Source organism: Streptomyces sp. CB02923 (assembly GCF_001905005.1).
In the GTDB taxonomy this organism is placed as follows: Bacteria; Actinomycetota; Actinomycetes; order Streptomycetales; family Streptomycetaceae; genus Streptomyces.
In genome coordinates, this window is record NZ_LWKZ01000006.1 from 1 (window position 1) to 21,093 (window position 21,093).

Annotated in this window: 20 protein-coding genes; 8 read left to right on the plus strand and 12 right to left on the minus strand. The window is 70.9% G+C overall.

Annotation, left to right across the window (positions count from 1 at the left end; all coding sequences use genetic code 11):
• The 3 genes from A6A06_RS09605 to A6A06_RS09615 form a co-directional block, all read left to right on the plus strand.
• Positions 1-601: carboxyl transferase domain-containing protein (locus tag A6A06_RS09605; RefSeq protein ID WP_274535872.1), on the plus strand; the 601-nt coding region annotated here is incomplete at its 5' end.
• A 59-nt stretch (positions 602-660) separates the two neighbouring features.
• Positions 661-870: an acyl-CoA carboxylase epsilon subunit gene (locus tag A6A06_RS09610; protein WP_073760795.1), complete on the plus strand. Its 210-nt coding sequence runs from the start codon at positions 661-663 to the stop codon at positions 868-870.
• A 236-nt stretch (positions 871-1,106) separates the two neighbouring features.
• Positions 1,107-1,769, plus strand: a complete 663-nt coding sequence (locus A6A06_RS09615; RefSeq protein ID WP_073760796.1) for a DUF4360 domain-containing protein — start codon at positions 1,107-1,109, stop codon at positions 1,767-1,769.
• Positions 1,770-1,839: 70 nt separating this feature from the next.
• Here the strand turns inward: A6A06_RS09615 and A6A06_RS09620 are convergent, their stop codons facing one another.
• Positions 1,840-3,171, minus strand: coding sequence for an MFS transporter (locus tag A6A06_RS09620; RefSeq protein WP_073760797.1), 1,332 nt, complete (start codon positions 3,169-3,171; stop codon positions 1,840-1,842).
• 223 nt (positions 3,172-3,394) lie between these two features.
• Here A6A06_RS09620 and A6A06_RS09625 point away from each other — a divergent pair, with 223 nt between their 5' ends.
• On the plus strand, positions 3,395-5,167 hold the full coding sequence (locus tag A6A06_RS09625; RefSeq protein WP_073760798.1) for a dihydroxyacetone kinase family protein: 1,773 nt from the start codon (positions 3,395-3,397) through the stop codon (positions 5,165-5,167).
• 83 nt (positions 5,168-5,250) lie between these two features.
• On the opposite strand, the gene A6A06_RS09630 is transcribed toward A6A06_RS09625, so the two are convergent.
• The 8 genes from A6A06_RS09630 to A6A06_RS09665 form a co-directional block, all read right to left on the minus strand.
• Entirely contained in the window at positions 5,251-5,829 is a 579-nt protein-coding gene (locus tag A6A06_RS09630) for a GTP-binding protein (protein WP_073760799.1), read from the minus strand.
• Positions 5,810-6,433: a DUF742 domain-containing protein gene (locus A6A06_RS09635; RefSeq protein ID WP_073760800.1), complete on the minus strand. Its 624-nt coding sequence runs from the start codon at positions 6,431-6,433 to the stop codon at positions 5,810-5,812. Before A6A06_RS09635 ends, A6A06_RS09630 begins: the two co-directional genes overlap by 20 nt.
• 84 nt (positions 6,434-6,517) lie before the next feature.
• Positions 6,518-6,931 carry a roadblock/LC7 domain-containing protein gene (locus tag A6A06_RS09640; RefSeq protein WP_018087204.1) on the minus strand — a complete coding sequence of 138 codons (414 nt, stop codon included), beginning with the start codon at positions 6,929-6,931 and terminating at the stop codon, positions 6,518-6,520.
• A gap of 10 nt (positions 6,932-6,941) precedes the next feature.
• The gene (locus A6A06_RS09645; RefSeq protein ID WP_073760801.1) at positions 6,942-10,124 is read right to left on the minus strand and encodes a sensor histidine kinase; all 3,183 of its coding nucleotides are present in this window, start codon (positions 10,122-10,124) and stop codon (positions 6,942-6,944) included.
• Positions 10,125-10,545: 421 nt separating this feature from the next.
• A complete protein-coding gene (locus A6A06_RS09650; protein ID WP_073760802.1) occupies positions 10,546-11,145 on the minus strand; it encodes a GTP-binding protein in 600 nt (199 codons plus the stop codon).
• Entirely contained in the window at positions 11,126-11,536 is a 411-nt protein-coding gene (locus A6A06_RS09655; protein WP_003986417.1) for a DUF742 domain-containing protein, read from the minus strand. The genes A6A06_RS09650 and A6A06_RS09655 overlap by 20 nt, the downstream gene beginning before the upstream one ends.
• A 97-nt stretch (positions 11,537-11,633) precedes the next feature.
• The gene (locus tag A6A06_RS09660) at positions 11,634-12,047 is read right to left on the minus strand and encodes a roadblock/LC7 domain-containing protein (protein ID WP_018087200.1); all 414 of its coding nucleotides are present in this window, start codon (positions 12,045-12,047) and stop codon (positions 11,634-11,636) included.
• 9 nt (positions 12,048-12,056) lie between these two features.
• On the minus strand, positions 12,057-15,866 hold the full coding sequence (locus tag A6A06_RS09665) for a sensor histidine kinase (protein WP_073760803.1): 3,810 nt from the start codon (positions 15,864-15,866) through the stop codon (positions 12,057-12,059).
• A gap of 615 nt (positions 15,867-16,481) precedes the next feature.
• Between A6A06_RS09665 and A6A06_RS09670 the strand changes: the two genes are divergently transcribed.
• From A6A06_RS09670 to gltX, 3 genes are all read left to right on the plus strand, one after another.
• A complete protein-coding gene (locus tag A6A06_RS09670) occupies positions 16,482-16,703 on the plus strand; it encodes a hypothetical protein (RefSeq protein WP_073760804.1) in 222 nt (73 codons plus the stop codon).
• Between the two features lie 85 nt (positions 16,704-16,788).
• Positions 16,789-17,550: a fumarylacetoacetate hydrolase family protein gene (locus tag A6A06_RS09675; RefSeq protein ID WP_073760860.1), complete on the plus strand. Its 762-nt coding sequence runs from the start codon at positions 16,789-16,791 to the stop codon at positions 17,548-17,550.
• Positions 17,543-19,021 (plus strand): glutamate--tRNA ligase, encoded by a 1,479-nt coding sequence (gene gltX, locus A6A06_RS09680; protein WP_073760805.1) that lies wholly within the window; start codon positions 17,543-17,545, stop codon positions 19,019-19,021. The genes A6A06_RS09675 and gltX overlap by 8 nt, the downstream gene beginning before the upstream one ends.
• Before the next feature lie 94 nt (positions 19,022-19,115).
• On the opposite strand, the gene A6A06_RS09685 is transcribed toward gltX, so the two are convergent.
• From A6A06_RS09685 to A6A06_RS09695, 3 genes are all read right to left on the minus strand, one after another.
• Entirely contained in the window at positions 19,116-19,355 is a 240-nt protein-coding gene (locus A6A06_RS09685) for a hypothetical protein (RefSeq protein ID WP_073760806.1), read from the minus strand.
• Positions 19,352-19,684 carry a DUF6247 family protein gene (locus tag A6A06_RS09690; protein WP_073760861.1) on the minus strand — a complete coding sequence of 111 codons (333 nt, stop codon included), beginning with the start codon at positions 19,682-19,684 and terminating at the stop codon, positions 19,352-19,354. The genes A6A06_RS09685 and A6A06_RS09690 overlap by 4 nt, the downstream gene beginning before the upstream one ends.
• 143 nt (positions 19,685-19,827) lie before the next feature.
• Entirely contained in the window at positions 19,828-20,127 is a 300-nt protein-coding gene (locus tag A6A06_RS09695; RefSeq protein ID WP_073760807.1) for a hypothetical protein, read from the minus strand.
• A gap of 130 nt (positions 20,128-20,257) precedes the next feature.
• Here A6A06_RS09695 and A6A06_RS09700 point away from each other — a divergent pair.
• On the plus strand, positions 20,258-21,093 hold an 836-nt coding region (locus A6A06_RS09700), incomplete at its 3' end, for a helix-turn-helix domain-containing protein (protein WP_073760808.1).

A 21,093-nucleotide genomic window follows, 5' to 3' on the forward strand; every position in this document is an offset into this window, starting at 1 on the left:
CGGCGAGGTCGTCGGGCTGGTCGCCAACCAGCCGCAGTCGCTGGCCGGGGTGCTGGACATCGAGGCCAGCGAGAAGGCCGCCCGCTTCGTGCAGATGTGCGACGCGTTCAACATTCCCATCGTCACGCTGCTGGACGTGCCCGGCTTCCTGCCCGGCGTGGACCAGGAGCACGGCGGCATCATCCGGCACGGCGCCAAGCTGCTGTACGCGTACTGCAATGCGACGGTGCCGCGGATCTCGGTGGTGCTGCGCAAGGCGTACGGCGGTGCGTACATCGTCATGGACTCGCAGTCCATCGGTGCGGATCTGACCTATGCCTGGCCGACCAACGAGATCGCGGTGATGGGTGCGGAGGGTGCGGCCAATGTCATCTTCCGCAAGCAGATCGCGGAGGCGGACGATCCGGAGGCGATGCGGGGGCGGATGGTCAAGGAGTACAAGTCCGAGCTGATGCATCCGTACTACGCGGCCGAACGGGGTCTGGTCGACGACGTGATCGATCCCGTCGAGACCCGTGAGGTCCTCATCCGCTCCCTGGACATGCTCCGCAACAAGCACGCGGACCTGCCCGCACGCAAACACGGCAACCCGCCCCAGTAAGGCGCGGGCAGCCGACCGACCGGCCCCCGACCGGACCTTTCGCAGACCGGAGAAACGACGTGACCATTCCTGTGCAGACCAGCTCCATCCGCGTGGAGAAGGGCGAGGCCAACGAGGAGGAGCTGGCGGCGCTGACCGCCGTCCTGCTCGCCCGTGCCGCCCACCGGCCGGACGCCGCCGCGCCGGCCCGCCGGCACGCCACCGCCGCGCGCTGGCGGCGCCTGGAGCGCCAGCACGGCTTCCGCAGCGCCGGCAGCTGGCAGCGCTGAGCACACGCGTCACCACCGGGCCCGGTACTCACGGCGAGTACCGGGTCCGACTGCTTTCTTCGTGGGTCGTACACCGTTGCTGCGACGGCCGAATAAAGGCGTAGGTTCGCACCGACTCCGGCGCCGGGAGCTGTCCAATCCGTGATCCCCGTGCTGACATGCGCTCGTCATGTCGCTCCCGGCGCCGCCCACCCGGGTCCCGGGAGCGGATCGCAGGACGACCGGAAGGAAAGCCCATGCTCCGCACACTGGGTGTCGGTGCCGCCGCGGCATCGCTGCTGCTCCTCGCCGGGTCGGCGTCCCCCGCCTCCGCACAGGCGTCCCGGTACGGCGACACGCCGCCGGACGGCCAGATCACCATCACGGTCGCCACCGTCAACGGCTCGGGCTGCCGGCCCGGCAGCGCCGCGGTGGCCGTCTCGCCCGACAACACCGCGTTCACCGTGACGTACAGCGAATACCTCGCCCAGGCGGGCAAGGACAGCAGACCCACGGACTCCCGCAAGAACTGCCAGATCGCCCTGAACGTCCACGTGCCCCAGGGCTTCACCTACGCCATCGCCAAGGCCGACTACCGCGGCTACGCCCAGCTCGCGCCCGGCGCCGTCGGCCTGGAGCAGGCGGGCTACTACTTCCAGGGCAGCTCGCAGACCTCCCGCAAGAGCCACCGCTTCACCGGTCCGTACGACGCCAACTGGCAGTCCTCGGACGAGACCGAGATCGACGCGCTGGTCTACGCCCCCTGCGGCGAGAAGCGCTACTTCAACATCAACACCGAACTGCGGGTGGACGTCAAGGGCTCCGACCCCAAGCTGACCAGCTACATGGCGATGGACTCCACCGACGGCAGCATCAACACCAAGTACCACTTCGCGTGGAAGCAGTGCCCCAAGCCGTAGACGTCCTCGCAGGCGCCCCGCACGGCGGCGGGTCCCGCGTACACCGGTGTACGCGGGACCCGTGCGGGTGTCAGGCGCGGACCGCCGACGGTTCGGCGGGTGGCGCGCCGGCCGGGGCGCCCGCCACCGGGGGAGCGGTGGCGGGCGCCCCGGCGTTCTCCGCCGGCTGCTCCGGCAGCTTCAGATACAGGGTCAGGACGGCGGAGACGACATACAGCGCGGCGAAGACGATGACGACGCCGGAGGGGCCGAGCGGGCCGAGGAAGACGCTCACGATGGCCGGTCCGACGAAGGCGGCGCCGCCCGCGCCCAGGTTGAGCAGAGCCATCGCGCCGCCCTTGTTGTCCGGTGCGAGAGCCGGGATCAGGGCGGAGATGGGAACGAATCCGGCCAGCGTGACGCCGTACAGCATGCCCACGATGATCGCCACCGTGTAGTTGCCGCCGACGGCCTTCGGGACGAAGTAGAGGGTGAGCGTGGTGACCGCGCAGCCCAGGCCGCCGAAGGAGGCGATGGTGCGCCGCCAGCCGATCCGGTCGCCGATCGCGCCGAAGAGCAGGTTGCACAGCACGTTGGTGCCGTAGATGACGGCCAGCAGGGTCAGCCAGCGGCCCTGCCCGAAGCCCAGCTCCTTGCCGAAGAAGGTCGGCAGGAAGACCAGGAAGCCGAACTCCGGCGCCGTGTTGATGATGCGGACGACGCAGCCGACGGCGACCTTCGGGTGCGTCCAGGCGATGGACAGGCTGGACAGCAGCGACTGCACGGGACGGACCTCCGGCGGCGCCAGCCGGGCGTACCCGGTGCGCTCCCGGACGCCGAGCAGACAGCAGGCGCCGCCCAGCGCGATGATGCCGAGCGCCACCCACAGGGTGCCGAACTGGCCGAACCACGGGTTGGTGACACCCGCGACGAGCGAGCCGAGGGTGGGCAGGCCGCCGGTGAACGCGACGTAGAACCAGCCGACCGCGGTGCCCATCCGGGCCGTCGGCGCGGTCGCGGTGATCCACACCAGGAAGCCGAAGGCGAAGAGCGGGTAGCCGAAGCCGCGCAGGCCGTAGAAGACCAGCATCAGGGAGTAGTTCCCGGGGCCCAGGGCGAAGACCAGGAAGAGCACGTCGAAGACGACCCACACGGCCAGGCCCAGCTGCATGACGCGGCGCGGGCCCCACAGGTCGGACAGGGCGCCGGAGAGCCAGGAGGCGAGCATCACGGTCACGCCGTACGCGGTGATGACGTACGAGGCGTGCACCTCGGTGCCCGCGCCGTGATCGGCCATGTACGGGGCGATGAAGCCCGACTCGACGCCGTCACCCACCATGAACAGCAGCACGCCGAGATAGCCGAGGACCAGTGGGCCCGGTATGCCGAGCCGGTCGGGGAGCGAGAGCTTCGGTGGGGCCATGACCTGCCTCCGTGCGGTGCGGTGCGCTGCGTGACAGCGGTACGTGCGGCGATGCGGTGTGATGCGAGCAGCATGAATCCTGTGAACTTCACACGCAAGATGTGATGCAAGCTTTTCTCTGGCGTCTTTCACGCAACTTGGGCCGTGATTTACGCCAGAAGGGGTGACGGATGTGTGATCTGGGTGTTAAATCCAACAGGGACGAAACAAAGGAGTGAGCCCGATGACCACCACCCCCGCCGCCGGCCTCGGCCACGACCCCGGGACCTTCCGAGAGGACTGGCTGGAGGGACTGGCCGACGCCTACGCCCGCACGGTGCGCCGGGTCCCGGACGCGGACGGCGTCGTCGGGCGGCACGCGCCGCGCGCCGGCAAGGTCGCGGTCGTCATCGGCGGCGGCTCCGGCCACTACCCCGCCTTCGCCGGGCTCGTCGGCCCCGGCCTCGCCGACGCCGCGGCCGTCGGCGACGTCTTCGCCAGCCCCAGCGCCGAACAGGTCTACCGCACCGCCCGCGCGGCGGACGGCGGCGCGGGCGTCCTCTTCAGCTACGGCAACTACGCCGGGGACGTCATGCACTTCGGCCTCGCCGCCCGCCGCCTGGCCGCCGAAGGCGTCGACGTCCGTACGGTCCTGGTCACCGACGACGTGGCCAGCGGCCCGCCGCCGGTCGAAGGCCAGGAGATCGACCCCGCGCGCGACCGGCGCGGAGTGGCCGGCGACTTCTTCGTCTTCAAGGTGGCCGGCGCGGCGGCCGAACGCGGCGACGACCTGGCGGGCGTCGCACGGGCGGCCGGGCACGCCAACGCGATGACCCGGACCTTCGGCGCCGCGTTCGCCGGCTGTACGCTCCCGGGCGCCGGGGAACCCCTGTTCACCGTCGACGCCGGGACGACCGAACTCGGCATGGGCATACACGGCGAGCCCGGCCTGCGCACCACCCGCCACCTCACCGCCGCCGAACTCGCCGACGAGCTCGTCGACAACCTCCTCCAGGAGCTGCCCGAACCGCCCGCCGGGAACGACGGGCGGGTCGCCGTCCTCCTCAACGGCCTGGGCCGCACCAAGTACGAGGAGATGTTCGTCGTCTACCGGCAGGTCAACCGCCGCCTGCGCGCCGCCGGACTGCGCCCGCACCGCCCGGAGGTCGGCGAATTCGTCACGTCCTTCGACATGGCGGGCGTCTCCCTGTCCGTCATGCTCCTCGACGACGAACTCGCCGCGCTCTACGACGCGCCCTGCGACACCCCCGCCTTCCGCAGCCTCCCCGGCGGCCACACCGACGCCGACGACCTGCGCCCGCCGGACTCCGTACCGGCCGCCGCCTCCGCCGCCCCCACGGCCCGGTCCGCCCCCTCGGACACCGACCTCCCCGCCACCGCCGCCCTCCAGGCCGCCCTGGACCTGATCGCCGCCAACGAGGACGAGCTCGGACGGCTGGACGCCGTCGCCGGGGACGGCGACCACGGCATCGGCATCGTCCGGGGCCTGCGCGCCGCAGTCGCCGCGGCCCGCACGGCCGAACCGGGGCCGCCCGCCGACCCCCGCTCGGCGGGCACCGCGCTGCTCGCCGCCGGTCTCGCCCTGGCCGACGCCTCGGGCGGCGCGTCCGGCGCCCTGTACGGCACGCTGCTCGCCGAGACCGGCGCGGTGCTCACCAAGGCCGGGACCTGTTCCACCGCCCTGTTCGCGGACGCCGCCGAGGCCGCGCAGCGGGCCGTATCGGAGCTGGGCGGTGCCCGGGTCGGCGACAAGACGATGCTCGACGCGCTGGACCCCTTCCGGGCCGAACTCCGCGCCCGTGCCGGAGAACCCCTCCCCGGCGCCTGGAAGGCGGCCGCCCAGGCCGCCACCCGCGCCGCGGCCGCCACCGCGGACCTCACCCCGGCCCGTGGCCGCGCCGCCCGCATGGGCCCCCTGGGCCATGGCCACCCGGACCCCGGCGCGGTGTCGCTGTCACTCCTGCTCACCGCGATCGCCGGTCACCTGGACCGGTAGCGGGGCGGAGGGCCCCACGGCCCTCCGCCGACAGCACGGAAGCCCCCGCATCGACGATGCGGGGGCTTCCGTGGTGCCGTCTGCTAGCGGAGGCGGGCCATGAGGGCGTGTTCGACCAGGGTGATGAGGGCGCTCTTGGCTTCGCTGCGGTGGCGGGCGTCGGTGATGATGATCGGGGCGTCGGGTCCGATCTGGAGTGCTTCGCGTACTTCGTCGGGTGTGTAGGGCTGGTGTCCGTCGAAGCCGTTGAGGGCGATGACGAAGGGCAGTCCGCTGTTTTCGAAGTAGTCGACGGCGGGGAAGCAGTCGGCGAGGCGTCGGGTGTCGACCAGGACGACGGCGCCGATGGCGCCGCGGACGAGGTCGTCCCACATGAACCAGAAGCGGTCCTGACCGGGTGTACCGAAGAGGTACAGGATCAGGTCCTGGTCCAGGGTGATACGTCCGAAGTCCATCGCCACGGTCGTCGTGGTCTTGTCCGGGGCGTGCGTGAGGTCGTCGATGCCGGCCGACGCCGAGGTCATCACGGCTTCGGTGCGCAGCGGGTTGATCTCTGAGACGGCCCCGACGAACGTGGTCTTGCCCACGCCGAAGCCGCCCGCCACCACGATCTTCGCGGAGGTGGTGGAGCGGGCTGCACCGCTAGAGCTTGCGAAGTCCACTGAGCACCCTTTCGAGCAGTGTCACATCTGGCTGTCCGCCGGCGGTCTCGTCTCCGCCGGGCTGATGAATGGCGACGAGCCCGGCCTCGGCCAGATCGGCGACGAGGATTCGGGCGACGCCGAGGGGGATGGAGAGGAGGGCCGAGATCTCGGCCACTGACTTGATCTCGCGGCAGAGGTGGCAGATGCGCTGGTGCTCCGGCAGCTGGCCCTGCAGCCTGGCCGGGTCGGCGGTCGTGCTGACCAGTGCCTCGATGGCGAGCTGGTAGCGCGGCCGGGTCCGGCCTCCGGTCATCGCGTACGGGCGCACGAGCGGGTTGTGCGCGCCTCCGGTGGGAGCCGAAGGCGCGGGCGCGCGCCGATGGGGCTGCACCGGCTGGATGCGGGGCGCCCGCGGCTGTTCGTACGCCGACGGCTCGTACGGCTGCCGGGAGTCGTACGGCTGCCGCTGCTGGTACGGCTGCCCCGGCTGCGGCGGCTGTGGTGGCCGCTGCTGCCGGCGGGTCGGCGCGGAAGGGAAGTTGAAGCGGTTGTGCCGGTGCTCGCCCTGGGGCTCGGACTGCTGTCCGGGGCCGTACGGGTATCCGCTCGGGGGCGTTGCCACGTCTCCTCCTTCAACTTGCCAATCTGACGCCGGTCGCGCCACCGAACCCTATGGCGCGGTGGCGGGAAACGCACTGCCTGTCTGCTAGTTGAGAAGGCTGCCCTGCAGTTCTGCGCGCAGGTCGGGCGTCAGTACCGTGCCCGCGCGGTCGACCAGCAGGGCCATTTCGTAACCGACGAGGCCGATGTCGCACTCGGGGTGCGCCAGTACGGCCAGCGACGATCCGTCGGAGACGGACATGATGAAGAGGAAGCCGCGCTCCATCTCCACCACGGTCTGATTGACACTCCCGCCTTCGAAGATGCGGGAGGCGCCGGAGGTCAGCGAGGTGAGGCCGGAGGCCACCGCCGCCAACTGATCGGCTCTGTCCCGAGGGAAGCCCTCGGACATGGCGAGGAGGAGACCGTCCGCGGAGACCACGACCGTGTGGGACACACCGGGTGTGTTGTCCACGAAGTTGGTGATCAACCAGTTCAGATTCTGCGCCGCCTGGCTCATCGGGCTCACACTAACGCTCCTGATCGTAGGTGCTGCCGGGGCCGAAGCCCTGTTGGTCATTCTGGGGGACCTCCGAGTGGTCCGTGCCCACGTTGCGCCCCTGCTGGACCCCGCGCCGCAGATTGCTCAGCCGGCCGCGGACGTCCTCCGGAGCGCGGGAGACCTGCGGGCCGCCCTGCGGGCTCTGCTCCGCCGTGCCCTCGACCAGGTTGGCCTTGGGCACCCGCCGGGGCAGACCGGAGGGAGTGACCCCGCCCGCCTTCGGCTCGCGCAGCCGCTCCGCCCGCTGCCAGCGCTCGTCGTTGACCGAGCGCCACTCGGAGTCGTCCGTACCGGGCTCCGGCGCGTTCCCCTGGGGGGCGGCCGCCGGTTCCTCCTGGACACGGGGCCTGGAGGACGCCTCCTCGAACGGCTGCCACTGCTCCTGCGGAGCCTGGGGCCGGCCGGCGGCTCCGCGGCGCGGAAGGCCGGCGTCGGTCAGCGACGGCGGGTCGTTCGGGGTGGGATCCGGTCGGTCGAATGCTACGCGGTCCGGACCGTCCGCGGGAGCGGACGGCTGATACCGCTCGGCTTCCGTTTCCTGGCCCGAGTAGCCGGTGTGCGCTCCGTTTTCGGGCCGGTCGTCCTGCCGCTGCGGCTCGTACGGGGCGTACGGCTGCTGGTCGGCGGCCTGGTCATAACCGACTTCGGCAAGTCCCGGGCCCAGCGGCGAACCGTCGCCGTAGGGGCCCTGGGCCGGTTCCGCATATGCCTGGCCCGGGTGGTTCCCGTACCCCGCGCCGTACTGCTGGGCCGGGTCCTGGAACAGCGGCGCCGAGGGGTCCTGGTAGATACCCGGCGCGGGGTGGTGCGGCTGGGCGCCCGGACCGCCGGCCTGCGCCTCCAGTGCCGCACGGCGCTCCTCGCGCATCAGCGAGCGGTTGACCGGGTCGAGCTGCGCGGCGGCGCCGTGCTGCCCGTGGCTCAGGCCCAACTCGTCGAAGCCCAGCTCGGCGGCGGAGCGGCCGTCGCTCTCGTACGCGCGCTGCTCGTGCTCGGGGACGATGCGGGAGACGGTGAAGTCGTCGTCGTAGCCCTCCTCGCCGCCACCGCCGTGCGTGATGGGCTCGGGGAGCATGACGAGGGAGGTGGTGCCGGCCTGCTCGCCGGATGGGCGCAGCTGGACGCGGATGCCGTGCCGGTCGGCGAGGCGGCCGACCACGAACAGGCCCATGCGCTGGGAGACCGAGGCGTCCACGGTCGGCGGGTTGGCCAGCTTGTGGTTGATGTCCGCGAAGTCCTCGGGGGTGAGCCCGATGCCCTTGTCGTGGATCTCGATCATGACGCGGCCGTCCGGCAGCCGGGTGGCGGCGACCCGCACCTTGGTCTGCGGCGAGGAGAACGTGGTGGCGTTCTCCAGCAGTTCGGAGAGCAGGTGCACGAGGTCGGTCACGGCGGTGCCGTGGATGTCGCCGTCCGGCACGCCGGACAGTTCTATCCGCTCGTACGACTCGACCTCGGACGTCGCCGCGCGCAGCACGTCGATCAGCGGCACCGGCTGGTTCCAGCGGCGGCCCGGCTCCTCGCCCGCGAGGATGAGGAGGTTCTCGCCGTTGCGCCTCATACGGGTGGCCAGGTGGTCCATCCGGAAGAGGCTCTCCAGCTGGTCCGGGTCGGCCTCGTTGTTCTCCAGCTCGGTGATCAGGGTCAGCTGACGTTCGATCAGGCCCTGGTTGCGCTGCGAGAGGTTGGTGAAGATCGCGTTGACGTTGCCGCGCAGCAGCGCCTGCTCGGCGGCGAGCCGGACGGCCTCGCGGTGCACCTGGTCGAAGGCGCGGGCGACCTCGCCGATCTCGTCGGTGGTGTGGATCGGGATGGGCTGTACGCGGGTGTCGACGCGGCCCGGGTCCGTACGGGAGAGCTGGTCGACCAGGGTCGGCAGCCGCTGCTCGGCGATGCCGAAGGCCGCGGTGCGCAGCTGGCGCATGTTCCGGCTCATCCGGCGGGCCATCATCCCGGCCACCACGAAGGCGACGAACAGCGCGGCGATCACGATCGCGGAGTCGGTGAAGGTGGACTGCCGGGCGTCCGCGGAGATCTCCGCCGCCTCGTCGACCGCCTTGTCCGCGAGGTCCTTCTCGATGGCGCGGTACATGGCGAACTTGCCGGTGGCCGCGGTGAACCAGGCCTGCGGAGTGATGCCCTGCCCGGCGAGCTGCTGCGGGGAGGCGCCGGAGCCGATGGCGGAGGCCATCGCGTCGAAGGCCGGGGGCGCCTTGAACTGCTGCCCGGCGCCCTCCGCGCGCTGCCGCGCCTTGGCGGCGGCTTCCTCGCCCTGCTTCTTGAGCTTGCCGGCGTCGTTCTTCAGCCGCTGTACGTCCTCGGGAGTGCCGCCGGAGGTGTACTCGCCGATCGCGATGTTCTCCAGGTACTTGTACGAGGCGAACGCGGACAGCTGCTTCTTGTGCTCCTTGCCGCCCTGCGGCGACGCGGGGTCGACCAGCAGGTGCGTACCGATGGAGCGGGTGAGCGACTCGGCGGCCTTGGCCAGCGAGACGGCGTAGACCGTGCGGCCGTAGGAGGTGATGTTGCCGGTGCCCAGGCCCAGCTCGTTGGCGAACTCCATGAGCGGGTGCTGGATGGCGACGTAGCCCTCTTCGGTCGCCACACCGGACAGCTGCGGGGTGAACGCGGCCTCGCGCAGCTTCTTCAGGCCCGGCTCGGCCTTCTCGAAGGCGGCCAGGCGGCGCTTGAGGCCCTCCTTGGCGGGCATGTCCTTGACCGCGGTGTGGAAGGCTTCCGCCGCGGTGTCGGTGGCCCCGCGGGCCTCGCTCACCACCGGGTCGTCACGCTTGCCGGTGAGCAGCGGCTCGGCGGTGCGGTCGCGCTCGTCGATGATGGCGTGGCTGTAGGCGGCCGCGGCGCGCACCAGTTTGGCGGTGGCCTCGGCGTCCTGGGCCTCCTGCCAGGTCTCGACCGAGTTGTTCACGCGCAGGCCGCCGAAGACCAGGGCGACGAGTACGGGGATGAGCAGGATCGCGTTGAGGCGGGTGGCCACCCGCCAGTTGCGCGGGGAGAACCGTCCGCCGCTCACGGGGACGGTGGCGACCGGGCTCTCGGGCACGCCGGTCGCCGGTGCCGCGCTGTGCGACGGTGGCGTGAAGTTGCCCCGCCGCGCTTCCTGCGGCTCGGGGCTCGACTTGCTTCGCCTCACTCGACCAACAACCTCTCGGCGCCGGCACCGCACCCTTTTGCGCTGTGCCGTTTTCTTCAGGGCGTTACTACTCCGGAGTTCAGCGAATTTCAGCACGTCAGGACCGTGCGTTCCAAACACTGGGCAAAGGCGCGGCAACGCGCTGAGCGCGTCAGATAAAAGGGGCGTTAAGGGCGAGGGGCAGCAAAAGGCGGGAGAAATGTGAGCGCAGCGGAGCCGCGTGTGCGCGCCGGGTGTCGGCGGCGGGCGAATTCTCTGTCGAAACGTTATGAACACGGGCGGCGGCGTGGCCAAGGACACAGATCCACGGCGCCCGCGCGGGAACCGCCGCCGGGGCGCGGCCTTTCCGGCGCCCGGCGGCGCCGGTCCGGCCTCTCATTGCCCGAGGCAACTTACTTTCCGGCGAGGTGACTTGAACGCGTCACTTCAGGCGGGCCATGAGGGCGTGTTCGACCAGGGTGATGAGGGCGCTCTTGGCTTCGCTGCGGTGGCGGGCGTCGGTGATGATGATCGGGGCGTCGGGTCCGATCTGGAGTGCTTCGCGTACTTCGTCGGGTGTGTAGGGCTGGTGTCCGTCGAAGCCGTTGAGGGCGATGACGAAGGGCAGTCCGCTGTTTTCGAAGTAGTCGACGGCGGGGAAGCAGTCGGCGAGGCGTCGGGTGTCGACCAGGACGACGGCGCCGATGGCGCCGCGGACGAGGTCGTCCCACATGAACCAGAAGCGGTCCTGACCGGGTGTACCGAAGAGGTACAGGATCAGGTCCTGGTCCAGGGTGATACGTCCGAAGTCCATCGCCACCGTGGTGGTGGTCTTGTCCTGCACATGGCTCAGGTCGTCGATCCCCGCCGAGGCGGAGGTCATCACGGCCTCCGTACGCAGCGGGTTGATCTCTGAGACGGCCCCGACGAACGTGGTCTTGCCCACGCCGAAGCCGCCCGCCACCACGATCTTCGCGGACGTGGTGGACCCGCCGCCCTGAGCGGCGGCGGGCCCGGCGCCGCTAGAGCTTGCGAAGTCCACTGAGCACCCTTTCCAGCAGCGTCACGTCGGGCGTGCCGCCGGCCTCGGTGCTGCCGCCCGGCTGGTGGATCGCCACCATGCCGGCCTCCGCCAGGTCCGCGACCAGGATCCGGGCCACTCCCAGCGGGATGTGCAGCAGCGCCGAGACCTCGGCGACCGACTTCACCTCGCGGGTCAAGTGACAGATGCGCTGGTGCTCCGGCAGCAGGCCGGGCAGCTGGGACGGGTCGGCGGTCGTGCTGACCAGTGCCTCGATGGCGAGCTGGTAGCGCGGCCGGGTCCGTCCCCCGGTCATGGCGTACGGGCGGACCAGCGGCTGGTCACCTTCGCCCCCGTACGGCGCTTGGCTGTAGGCGCCGTACGGGCCGGGCGAGGCAGGTGGCGGGGTCATGGGGTCCTCCGGACGGGACAACTGACTGTCGTCGGGTTGGGCCGGTGGGGGGTGCGGCACGGTGGTCGGTGGGTCGGGTCGTGACGTTCGGCGGGACTCAGTGCAGCAGGCTGCCCTGGAGCTCGGCGCGCAGGTCGGGCGTCAGTACCGTGCCCGCGCGGTCGACCAGCAGGGCCATTTCGTAACCGACGAGGCCGATGTCGCACTCGGGGTGCGCCAGTACGGCCAGCGACGATCCGTCGGAGACGGACATGATGAAGAGGAAGCCGCGCTCCATCTCCACCACGGTCTGATTGACCGTGCCGCCCTCGAAGATGCGCGACGCACCCGAGGTCAGCGAGGTCAGCCCGGAAGCCACCGCCGCCAGCTGGTCGGCACGGTCGCGCGGGAAGCCTTCGGACATGGCGAGGAGCAGTCCGTCCGCGGAGACCACCACCGTGTGGGACACACCGGGTGTGTTGTCCACGAAGTTGGTGATCAACCAGTTCAGATTCTGCGCCGCCTGGCTCATCGGACTCAACTAACGCTCCTGCTGGTGAGTGGGGTCGACAATGCCGTGGTTGCCGGTGGAGGAGTTCTCCTCGGCCCGGTAACGGCCTTGCTGGATACCCCGACGAAGATTGGTCAGACGGCCGCGCACGTCGTCGGGCGCACGCGAGACCTGCGGACCGGTCTGGTGGGACTGCTGCTGCGCGGTACCGGCGACCAGGTTGGCGCGCGGCACGCGGCGGGGCAGTCCGGAGGTGGTGACGCCGCCGGCGGCGGGCTGGCGGATCTGCTCCGCCTGCCGCCAGCGCTCGTCGTTGGGCGAGGCGCGCCACTGGCCCTGCTGGCCCTGCGCACGCCCGTCCGGGTCGGCGCCGTCGAGAAGACCCGCGCCGGACGGACCGCCGCTCGCGGCACCGGGGTCGCGGCGCGGCAGCGGCGGCTCGGAGCGCTCCGCCGACGGGACCGAGGGCTCGTCGGCGGCCTGCTGCGGCACGGCGGCCGCGCCGGACGCCGGGTGGCTGAACCAGTTCGACTCGATCGTGTCGAAGATCGGCGTACGGCCGTCGCCGGGACCGGCGGGCGAACCGCCGCCGAGCAGGTCACCGGAGCCGCCGTCCTGGCGCTGCCGGTCCTGCGGCGGTACGGGGAACTCGCCGGTGCCCTGCTGCGACCCGTTCTGCAGGTCGGCGGGCAGCGCGAACTCGCCGGTGGTGCCGGCGCCCTGCTGCGGGGCGCCGCCGCCGAAGGCGCTGCCGCCCTCGAAGGCGCTGCCCGCGTTCGCGCCGTAGCCGTTGTTCTCGTACGCGGTGTCGCCGTACTCGCCGAAGCCGCCGCGCTCGGCGGCCGGACGGGCGAACTGCCCGGTGTCGCCGGTGCCCTGCGGCGACTCGCCGCGCAGGTCGGCGGGCAGCTCGTACTGACCGGTCGCCCGGTCGTCGTGCCGCGGCGTGCCGGTACCGAAGGCACCCGGCTGCGCGAACTCGCCGGTGTCACCCGGGCCGCGGTCCGCCTGGGCGCGGTCTGCGCCGGGCGGCGGGGCGTCGAAGTCGGGACGGGCGAACTCCGCCGTGTCACCGGGGCCGCCGGCCGCCGGGCGGGCGAAGCCGCCGGTGGTCTCCGGCTCCTCGTGACCGCGCGGCCGGTCCTGCGCCTGGCGGGGCGTCATCGGCCAGTCGTCCGAGGTGCCGCGCTCACGGCGGGCACCCCAGCTCGTGGTGCCGGGCTGCGGCGTACCGCCGGCGGCGTCCGTGCCACCGGTCAGCTCGCCCGCCGGACCGCGCTGCGGGAGCTGCGGGCGCTCGTCACGGTGGGGCGCGCCCGTCGGGGGTGCGACCGTCGGCATCTGCGCGGTGTCACCGGCACCGGCGTTCGCACCGGCGTCGGCGCCCGCGTTCGCGCCGGCCGGCGCGCCACGGGTCGGCAGCGCCGGACGCCCGCCGCTCTGCTGACCGGCACCGGGGCCGGTCTTCGCGGGCCCGGCGGGCGCGTTGCCCGTACGGCCGCCCGGCGCACCGCCGAACGCACCGGCACCCGGGCCGCCCTGGCCACCGGGACCGCCCATGCCGCCGCGGCCCGGCAGCGCCGGACGCGCGCCGCCCGCACCGACCTGGCCGCGCGGCTGAAGACCCGCGAGACGGTTGGCGGAGGCGTTCGGGGTGCTCGGGGCGCTCTCGACGGGACCGCCGCCGGGGCCGGTCTTGCCGCCCGGCTGGGGCTTCTTGCCGCCCTGCGCGACATCGACCGGCAGCATGACCAGCGCCGTCGTACCGCCCGAGTCGGACGGCCGCAGCTGGATACGGATGCCGTGCCGCAGCGACAGGCGGCCGACCACGAACAGGCCCATGCGGCGGGAGACCGAGACGTCCACCGTCGGCGGGCTGGCCAGCCGCTCGTTGATCGCGGACAGGTCCTCCGGCGACAGACCGATTCCGGTGTCGTGGATCTCGACCAGCACCCGGCCGTCGGGCAGCGCGTGACCGGTCACCTTGACCTTGGTCTGCGGGGAGGAGAAGGAGGTGGCGTTCTCCAGCAGCTCGGCGAGGAGGTGCACGAGGTCGTTGACGACCCGGCCGGCGACCTCGGTCTGCGGGACGGCGCTCAGTTCGATGCGCTCGTACTGCTCCACCTCGGACGCGGCGGCGCGCAGCACGTCGACCAGCGGGACCGGGCGCGTCCAGCGGCGGCCCGGCTCCTCGCCCGCGAGGACGAGGAGGTTCTCACCGTTACGGCGCATACGGGTCGCGAGGTGGTCCAGCTTGAACAGCGAGGACAGCTGGTCCGGGTCGGCCTCGCGGGACTCCAGTTCGGAGATGAGCGAGAGCTGACGCTGGATGAGGCCCTGGCTGCGGCGCGAGAGGTTGGTGAACATCGCGTTGACGTTGCCCCGCAGCAGCGCCTGCTCGGACGCCAGACGGACGGCTTCGCGGTGCACGTCGTCGAAGGCCGCGGCCACCTTGCCGATCTCGTCACGGCTGTGCACGCCGACGGACTCCACGGAGGTGTCCACGTCCTGCGGGTCCGCCTCGGACAGCTGCTTGACCAGCTCGGGCAGGCGCTCCTGCGAGACCCTCTGCGCGGTGTCCTGGAGGCGGCGCAGCGAACGCACCATGGACCGGGACACGACGAACGCGCCGACCAGCGAGATGCCCAGGACGAGCAGGACGATCGCACCGTTGATGATGGCTTCCCGCGTCGCCTCGTTGCGCAGCTCGCGGGACTTCTGCTCCATCTGCGAGAGCAGCGAGCTCTCGATACGGCCCATCTCTTCGATCTTGACGGTGTCGGTGTCGTACCAGTCGAGGTACTTGTAGTCCTCGCTGTGGATACCGCCGTCGCTGGCGAAGGTCCGGTGCGCGAAGGCGACGGCCGCCTTGATGTCGTCGTTGTTGCCGTCCAGACCCTTGGTCAGGTCGGTGGCGCCCTCGTAGATCTGCGAGAAGCGGTTGCGGGCCGCCTTCTCGTTGTCCTCGGCGGTACGTCCGGCCAGCCGGTCATTGGAGGAGAGCGCCGGTCCGCCCTTGTGCGCGAGGCCGGCGCTGACCAGCGCGCGCTGCATCGACGCGTATTCCTTGGCGGAGGAGAACGCCGCCAGCGCACGGGTGCTGCGGATCATCTCCGGGTTGCTGGTCGCCTGCGCCATGTCCTGGGACAGCGCGAGCAGCGAGGTGATCAGCTGGTTGTAGCTGCTGACCGTACGGGCGGAGTTGTCGCCGTCCTTGTACGCGTTGTTGCGGATCTCGTTGAGGGTGTTGAGCTGGCGCCCGATGTCCAGCAGGGTCGCCTGCACGCCGGACGTCGTCGGGTCGTCGCGCTGGACGTCACCGGTGGCCTTGTTGAACGCCAGCCTGGCCCGGTCGGTCGCCTGACGCGGGGCGACGACGCTGGCGTCGTCCTTGACGTTGCCGCTGCCCGCGATCGGGCCCGCCGACTTGTCCCGCTCCACCTGGAGCGCGTCGGCCAGCACGGTGGCCTGCCGCGTCATCTCCGTGAGCAGCTGCATCTTGTCGAGCTGCTCGATGTTGTCCAGCGAGTTGGAGATCCGCATCCCGCCCAGCGCGGTCGCGGTGATGACGGGGAGCGCCAGCAGGGAGACCAGGCGGGTGCTGATGCGCCAGTTGCGCATGGCTATTCGCGCGCCGGGGCCGCTCGGCTCCTTGGCGCTCTTCGACGGCTTGGGCGCGGCGCCGTCGCCGGAGTCGCCCCCGGCCGTCGGGCCGTTGCCCGAGCCATGCTGGGGCGAGGAGGCGCGGTCGCTTCCGCCGCGCAGCTCCGGGTCCGCCGCAGCTTCCCCTTGGCCCTGGCGGGCCTGGGGAGACCCATCCCTCTTGAAACGTCCCTGCACTAGCGTCGCAACCTCTGGACCAGGCGCCCCTCCGCGCGAACGGCGGGACGGTTGTCGAGTCGTAGGGGACCGCGGCCCCCGTTTGGCGGTCGTGAATGACCGGCGAGCTGCCCCCTCTGGCCGAGAGAGCGGCACCACCGCGCGGCGCGTCGCTGCGCCCCCTGCGCGCCGTCCGGCTGAAACCTGCGGCGGTCCGTGGAATTCCAGCACAGTGCAGGATCTCCAACAAGGGCGGTACCGTCCCCTGTGACATGCGTGACGCAATGTACGGAACGCGTCACAAAGCGTAGAGAGTGGCGCTGTCGATAACGGACTTATACCCGCGAGTCGCTCACGCGTGCCCCCTGTCCCAGGTGCGGTGATCGGGAGCGGAACATGGCCTTCAATCCAGCAATGTCCGTTTCGCCCCTGGTTGTTGATCATGGGAAATGCGGCATTTGTCACACACTTCGTGAGGAAACTCACAGGCGCCCTGTCGACTTTCCCGGAGCGGCCCGGGGAATAGCGTGCATAGCCTGACGCTTTACACAGTTGCCCGAAATGACAAGGCCGCATTCCTGCTGCGTGCGGGGAAGCGGCCTTGCTCCCCGACGTCCTTACGCGAGGCATGAAGCAGTGAAGACCACGATGATGTTCCGCAACATAGCCAACCCGCGGCGCACCACCCTCGCGCATCTCAAGGATGCCGACGAGCTCCAGACCGCCGCCGAGGCGCCGGAGCACGCCGCCGAGCTGCCCACCCAGACCGCCAACCCCCGCCGCACCGTCCTGATGGACGCCCCGGCACCGCAGACCGTCCCCGCGCAGGCCGCCGCCGCGCCGGACGCGGCCGTCTGACCAAGGGGAAGCGGGCCGGCCGCGGCCCCGCGATAGCCTGGAGTGTCAACTCCGGCCAGTGATCTATGAGGGGCAGCGGCAACCCGTGCGCATCGCCAGATTCTCCATCGACGGCAACGTCGGCTTCGGCGTCCTCGACGGCGACGACATCGACGTCATCAAGGGACACCCATTCGCGGAATTCGAGCGCTCGGGTCACAAGGTCCCCCTCGACAAGGTCCGCCTGCTGCCGCCGGTCCTGCCCAACAAGGTCGTCGCGGTCGGCCGTAACTACGCCGAACACGCGCGCGAACTGGGCAACGAGGTCCCGGATGCGCCGGTCACCTTCTTCAAGCCCTCCACCTCCGTGGTCGGCCCCGGCGACCCGGTGATCTACCCCTCCTTCTCCCAGGAGGTCCACCACGAGGCGGAGCTCGCCGTCGTCATCGGCCGCATGTGCCGCGAGGTCCCGCGCGAACGCGTCAAGGACGTCGTCCTCGGCTACACCTGCGCCAACGACATCACCGCGCGCGACGTGCAGAAGCGCGAGGCGCAGTGGGCGCGGGCCAAGGGCTTCGACACCTCCTGCCCGCTCGGCCCCTGGGTCGAGACCGAGCTGGACCCCGGCGACCTGACCATCATGTGCACCGTCAACGGCGAACAGCGCCAGCTCGGCCGCACCAGCGAGATGGTCCGCTCCGTCGAGGACCTGATCGTGCACATCACCGAGGCGATGACGCTGCTCCCCGGCGACGTCGTCCTCACGGGCACCCCGGCCGGGGTCGGCCCCCTCCAGGACGGCGACGAGGTCGCCGTCCACATCGAAGGCATCGGCACTCTCACCAACAAGGTGATCAAGCGTGGCTAACGCGACCCCCGTCCGCGTCCGTTTCTGTCCCTCCCCGACCGGCAACCCCCACGTGGGCCTGGTCCGCACCGCCCTGTTCAACTGGGCCTACGCCCGGCACACCCAGGGCACCATGGTCTTCCGCATCGAAGACACCGACGCGGCCCGCGACTCCGAGGAGTCCTACAACCAGCTGCTCGACTCGATGCGCTGGCTGGGCCTGGACTGGGACGAGGGCCCCGAGATCGGCGGCCCCCACGAGCCGTACCGGCAGTCGCAGCGTATGGACCTCTACAAGGAGATCGCGCAGAAGCTGCTGGACGCGGGCCACGCCTACAAGTGCTACTGCTCCACCGAGGAGCTGGACGCCCGCCGCGAGGCCGCCCGCGCCGCCGGCAAGCCCTCCGGCTACGACGGCACGTGCCGCGCCCTGACGGCCGACGAGATCACCGCGTACGAGGCCGAGGGCCGCGAGCCGATCGTCCGCTTCCGGATGCCGGACGAGCCGATCACCTTCACGGACCTGGTCCGCGGCGAACTGACCTTCACCCCGGAGAACGTCCCCGACTACGGCATCCTCCGCGCCAACGGAGCGCCCCTCTACACGCTCGTCAACCCGGTCGACGACGCCCTGATGGAGATCACCCACGTCCTGCGCGGCGAGGACCTGCTCTCCTCCACCCCGCGCCAGGTGGCCCTCTACAAGGCCCTGATCGACCTGGGCGTCGCCAAGTACGTCCCCCACTTCGGCCACCTCCCGTACGTCATGGGCGAGGGCAACAAGAAGCTCTCCAAGCGCGACCCGCAGGCATCCCTCAACCTCTACCGCGAGCGCGGCTTCCTCCGTGAGGGCCTCCTCAACTACCTCTCCCTCCTCGGCTGGTCCTTCTCCGCCGACCAGGACGTCTTCTCCGTCGAGGAGATGGTCGCGGCCTTCGACATCGCCGACGTCAACGCCAACCCGGCCCGCTTCGACCTGAAGAAGGCCGAGGCGATCAACGCCGACCACATCCGCCGCCTGGACGTGAAGGCGTTCGCCGAAGCCTGCCGCCCCTGGCTCCAGGCCCCCCACGCCACCTGGGACCCGGCCGACTTCGACGAGACGGCCTGGCAGGCCATCGCCCCGCACGCCCAGACCCGCCTCACGGTCCTCTCCGACATCACCGCCAACGTCGACTTCCTCTTCCGCAAGGAGCCGGTCGAGGACGAGGCGTCCTGGACCAAGGCGATGAAGGGCGACCCGGTGGCCCTGCTCACCACCGCCCGCGAGAAGCTCTCCGGCGCCGACTGGTCCAGCCCCGACTCCCTCAAGGAGGCCGTCCTGGCCGCCGGCGAGGCCCACGGCCTCAAACTCGGCAAGGCCCAGGCCCCCGTCCGCGTGGCCGTCACCGGCCGCACGGTCGGCCTCCCGCTCTTCGAGTCCCTGGAAATCCTGGGCAAGGACCGCACACTGGCCCGCATCGACGCGGCACTGGCGAAGCTGGGCGCGTAACGCGAAGGCTTGACGCCGTACGTTGTCACTCCGTACGCCGAAGGGGCGGCCACCGGGTTTCGGTGGCCGCCCCTTCGCGTGTGGCGGGGCCGGTTCACGCTGCCACGAGATCGATGACGTTGATCACGACGTGCGTGTTGGACACCACGTACTGGATGAAGCCTCCCTCGAAGGTGGCCGACCAGCTGTTGTCCCGATGGCTCTTGGCGGGCGCGCCGAACGGATTCAGGCTGAGCCGTTTCTCCAGCTCCTCCAAGGAGGCCCGTTGCGCGGTGCCCAGGGCCGCCTTGCACCGTGCGGCGCGGTCCGCGTACCTGATGACGTAAGCGGTCATGGGCACCTGCCGACGTCGATCGGATTGTTCTCGGCGTCGTACGCGTTGCCCTCGGCGTCCCGGAAGACCATGCCTTCCGTGTCCCCTTCCGCCAGGCGCTTGGCCATCTGCTCCACCTGATCCAGGTAGCCGGGCGTCGCGCACGCGCAAGCGAAGGGGAACCACTTGTCGACGACCCGGTCCAGCTCCGCACGGTCGAATTCCGCCGCCGCGCTGAGCCAGTCCTGCTCGAAGTACTGCAGCCAGTCCGGCCGCCGCTGCAACGCCGTACGAATGGCGTCCGGGGTCCGCTCGCAGGCGCTCCGGTCCACTTCGATCTCTCTGTCCATGGCCGGCGACCTCCGGTACGTGTAGGCAGGGCGGGACCCACGGTAGGCGGCGGTGGGGCGTGCATCCAGGAGATCCGGGCTTCCGTGCCCCGGCGGATGCATCTTGACCGGCGACGGCCGAATCGGCCCGTCCGGTTCGGCCTTCACGCCCCCGGCCATACGACGCTCCCCAGAACGCCCGGCCGCAACGAAACGAACCGGGCCGCGCGGTCCGGCGCCACCACCGACATCCGGAAGCCGCTGTTCACGGCCGCGACATCCGCCCGCCCGTCCTCGTAGGCAAGCCCCCAGGCGGCGACCCGAGCGTCCCGCAGGCCGCAGATGCCGAACTCCTCGACGACGGCGAAGAGGCGTGGCGCGGTGGCGTCGACCAGTTCTTGGACCTCTTGGGCGAAGCCGTTGGGTGGGTCGGGGAGGGGCGGGGGTGGGGATACGGTGGCCATGTGAAGTCTCCTGCTTGTAGGCGGAGTTGTGTGGCTGATGGTGAGGAGACTAGGGCGGTTGCTGGTATGTAGGCCAACGATTGGCTAGATTCCGTACCGCTTCCACTCCTGTGAGTGAAAGGCAGAAGACATGGCCCGTGCAAAGGTTCCACCGACGGTCAGACAACGGCGTCTGGGGGCCGAGCTGCGCCGCCTTCGGGAACGCGCGGACCTGTCTGCGACGCGCGCCGGGGAACTGTTCGGTGCGCCGCAGTCGCGCATCAGCAACATCGAGGCGGGCAACTACGCGGTCAGCGCGGACCGTGTCAGGGCGCTGGCCCGTCTCTACGAGTGTTCGGACGAGGCCCTTGTTCAGGCGCTGACCGCGCTGACCGGTGGCCGTACGCGTGGCTGGTGGGACGAGTATCGCGAGTTGCTGCCTATGCCGATGGTCGAGGTCGCCGAGTTCGAACACGAGGCCACGGCACTGCGGGTCGCTGTGCTCGTGGCCATGCCCGGTCTTCTGCAGACCCCTGAGCACATCCGCGCCGCGTACAACCAGAGCGTGCCTGCGCTTCGCCCGTTCGAGGTCGAACACCGCACAGCGTTCCGCATCAGGCGCCAAGGCGTCCTGTACAGGGAAGCGTCGTTGCCCTATACGGCGATCATCCACGAAGCTGCGCTACGGATGGGGATCGGCGGGAGGGGCGTTGTGCGTGCGCAGCTTCGGCACCTCGTGGAGATGAGCGAGCACCAGCACGTCACGATCCAGGTTGTCCCGTTCGGGCGGGCGGACTTTCCCGCGGCGGGTCAGCCGATCACTTACACGTGCGGGCCCCTGCCGCAACTTGACACCGTGCTGCTGGACACCGACCACGGCTGCGAAATCTTCTACGCGGAGGCCCACCTGGCCCGCTACCAGGCGGTGCTGGACCGTATGCAGCTGTGTGCACTCGATCCCGTCGAGAGCCGTGACTTCATCCACAA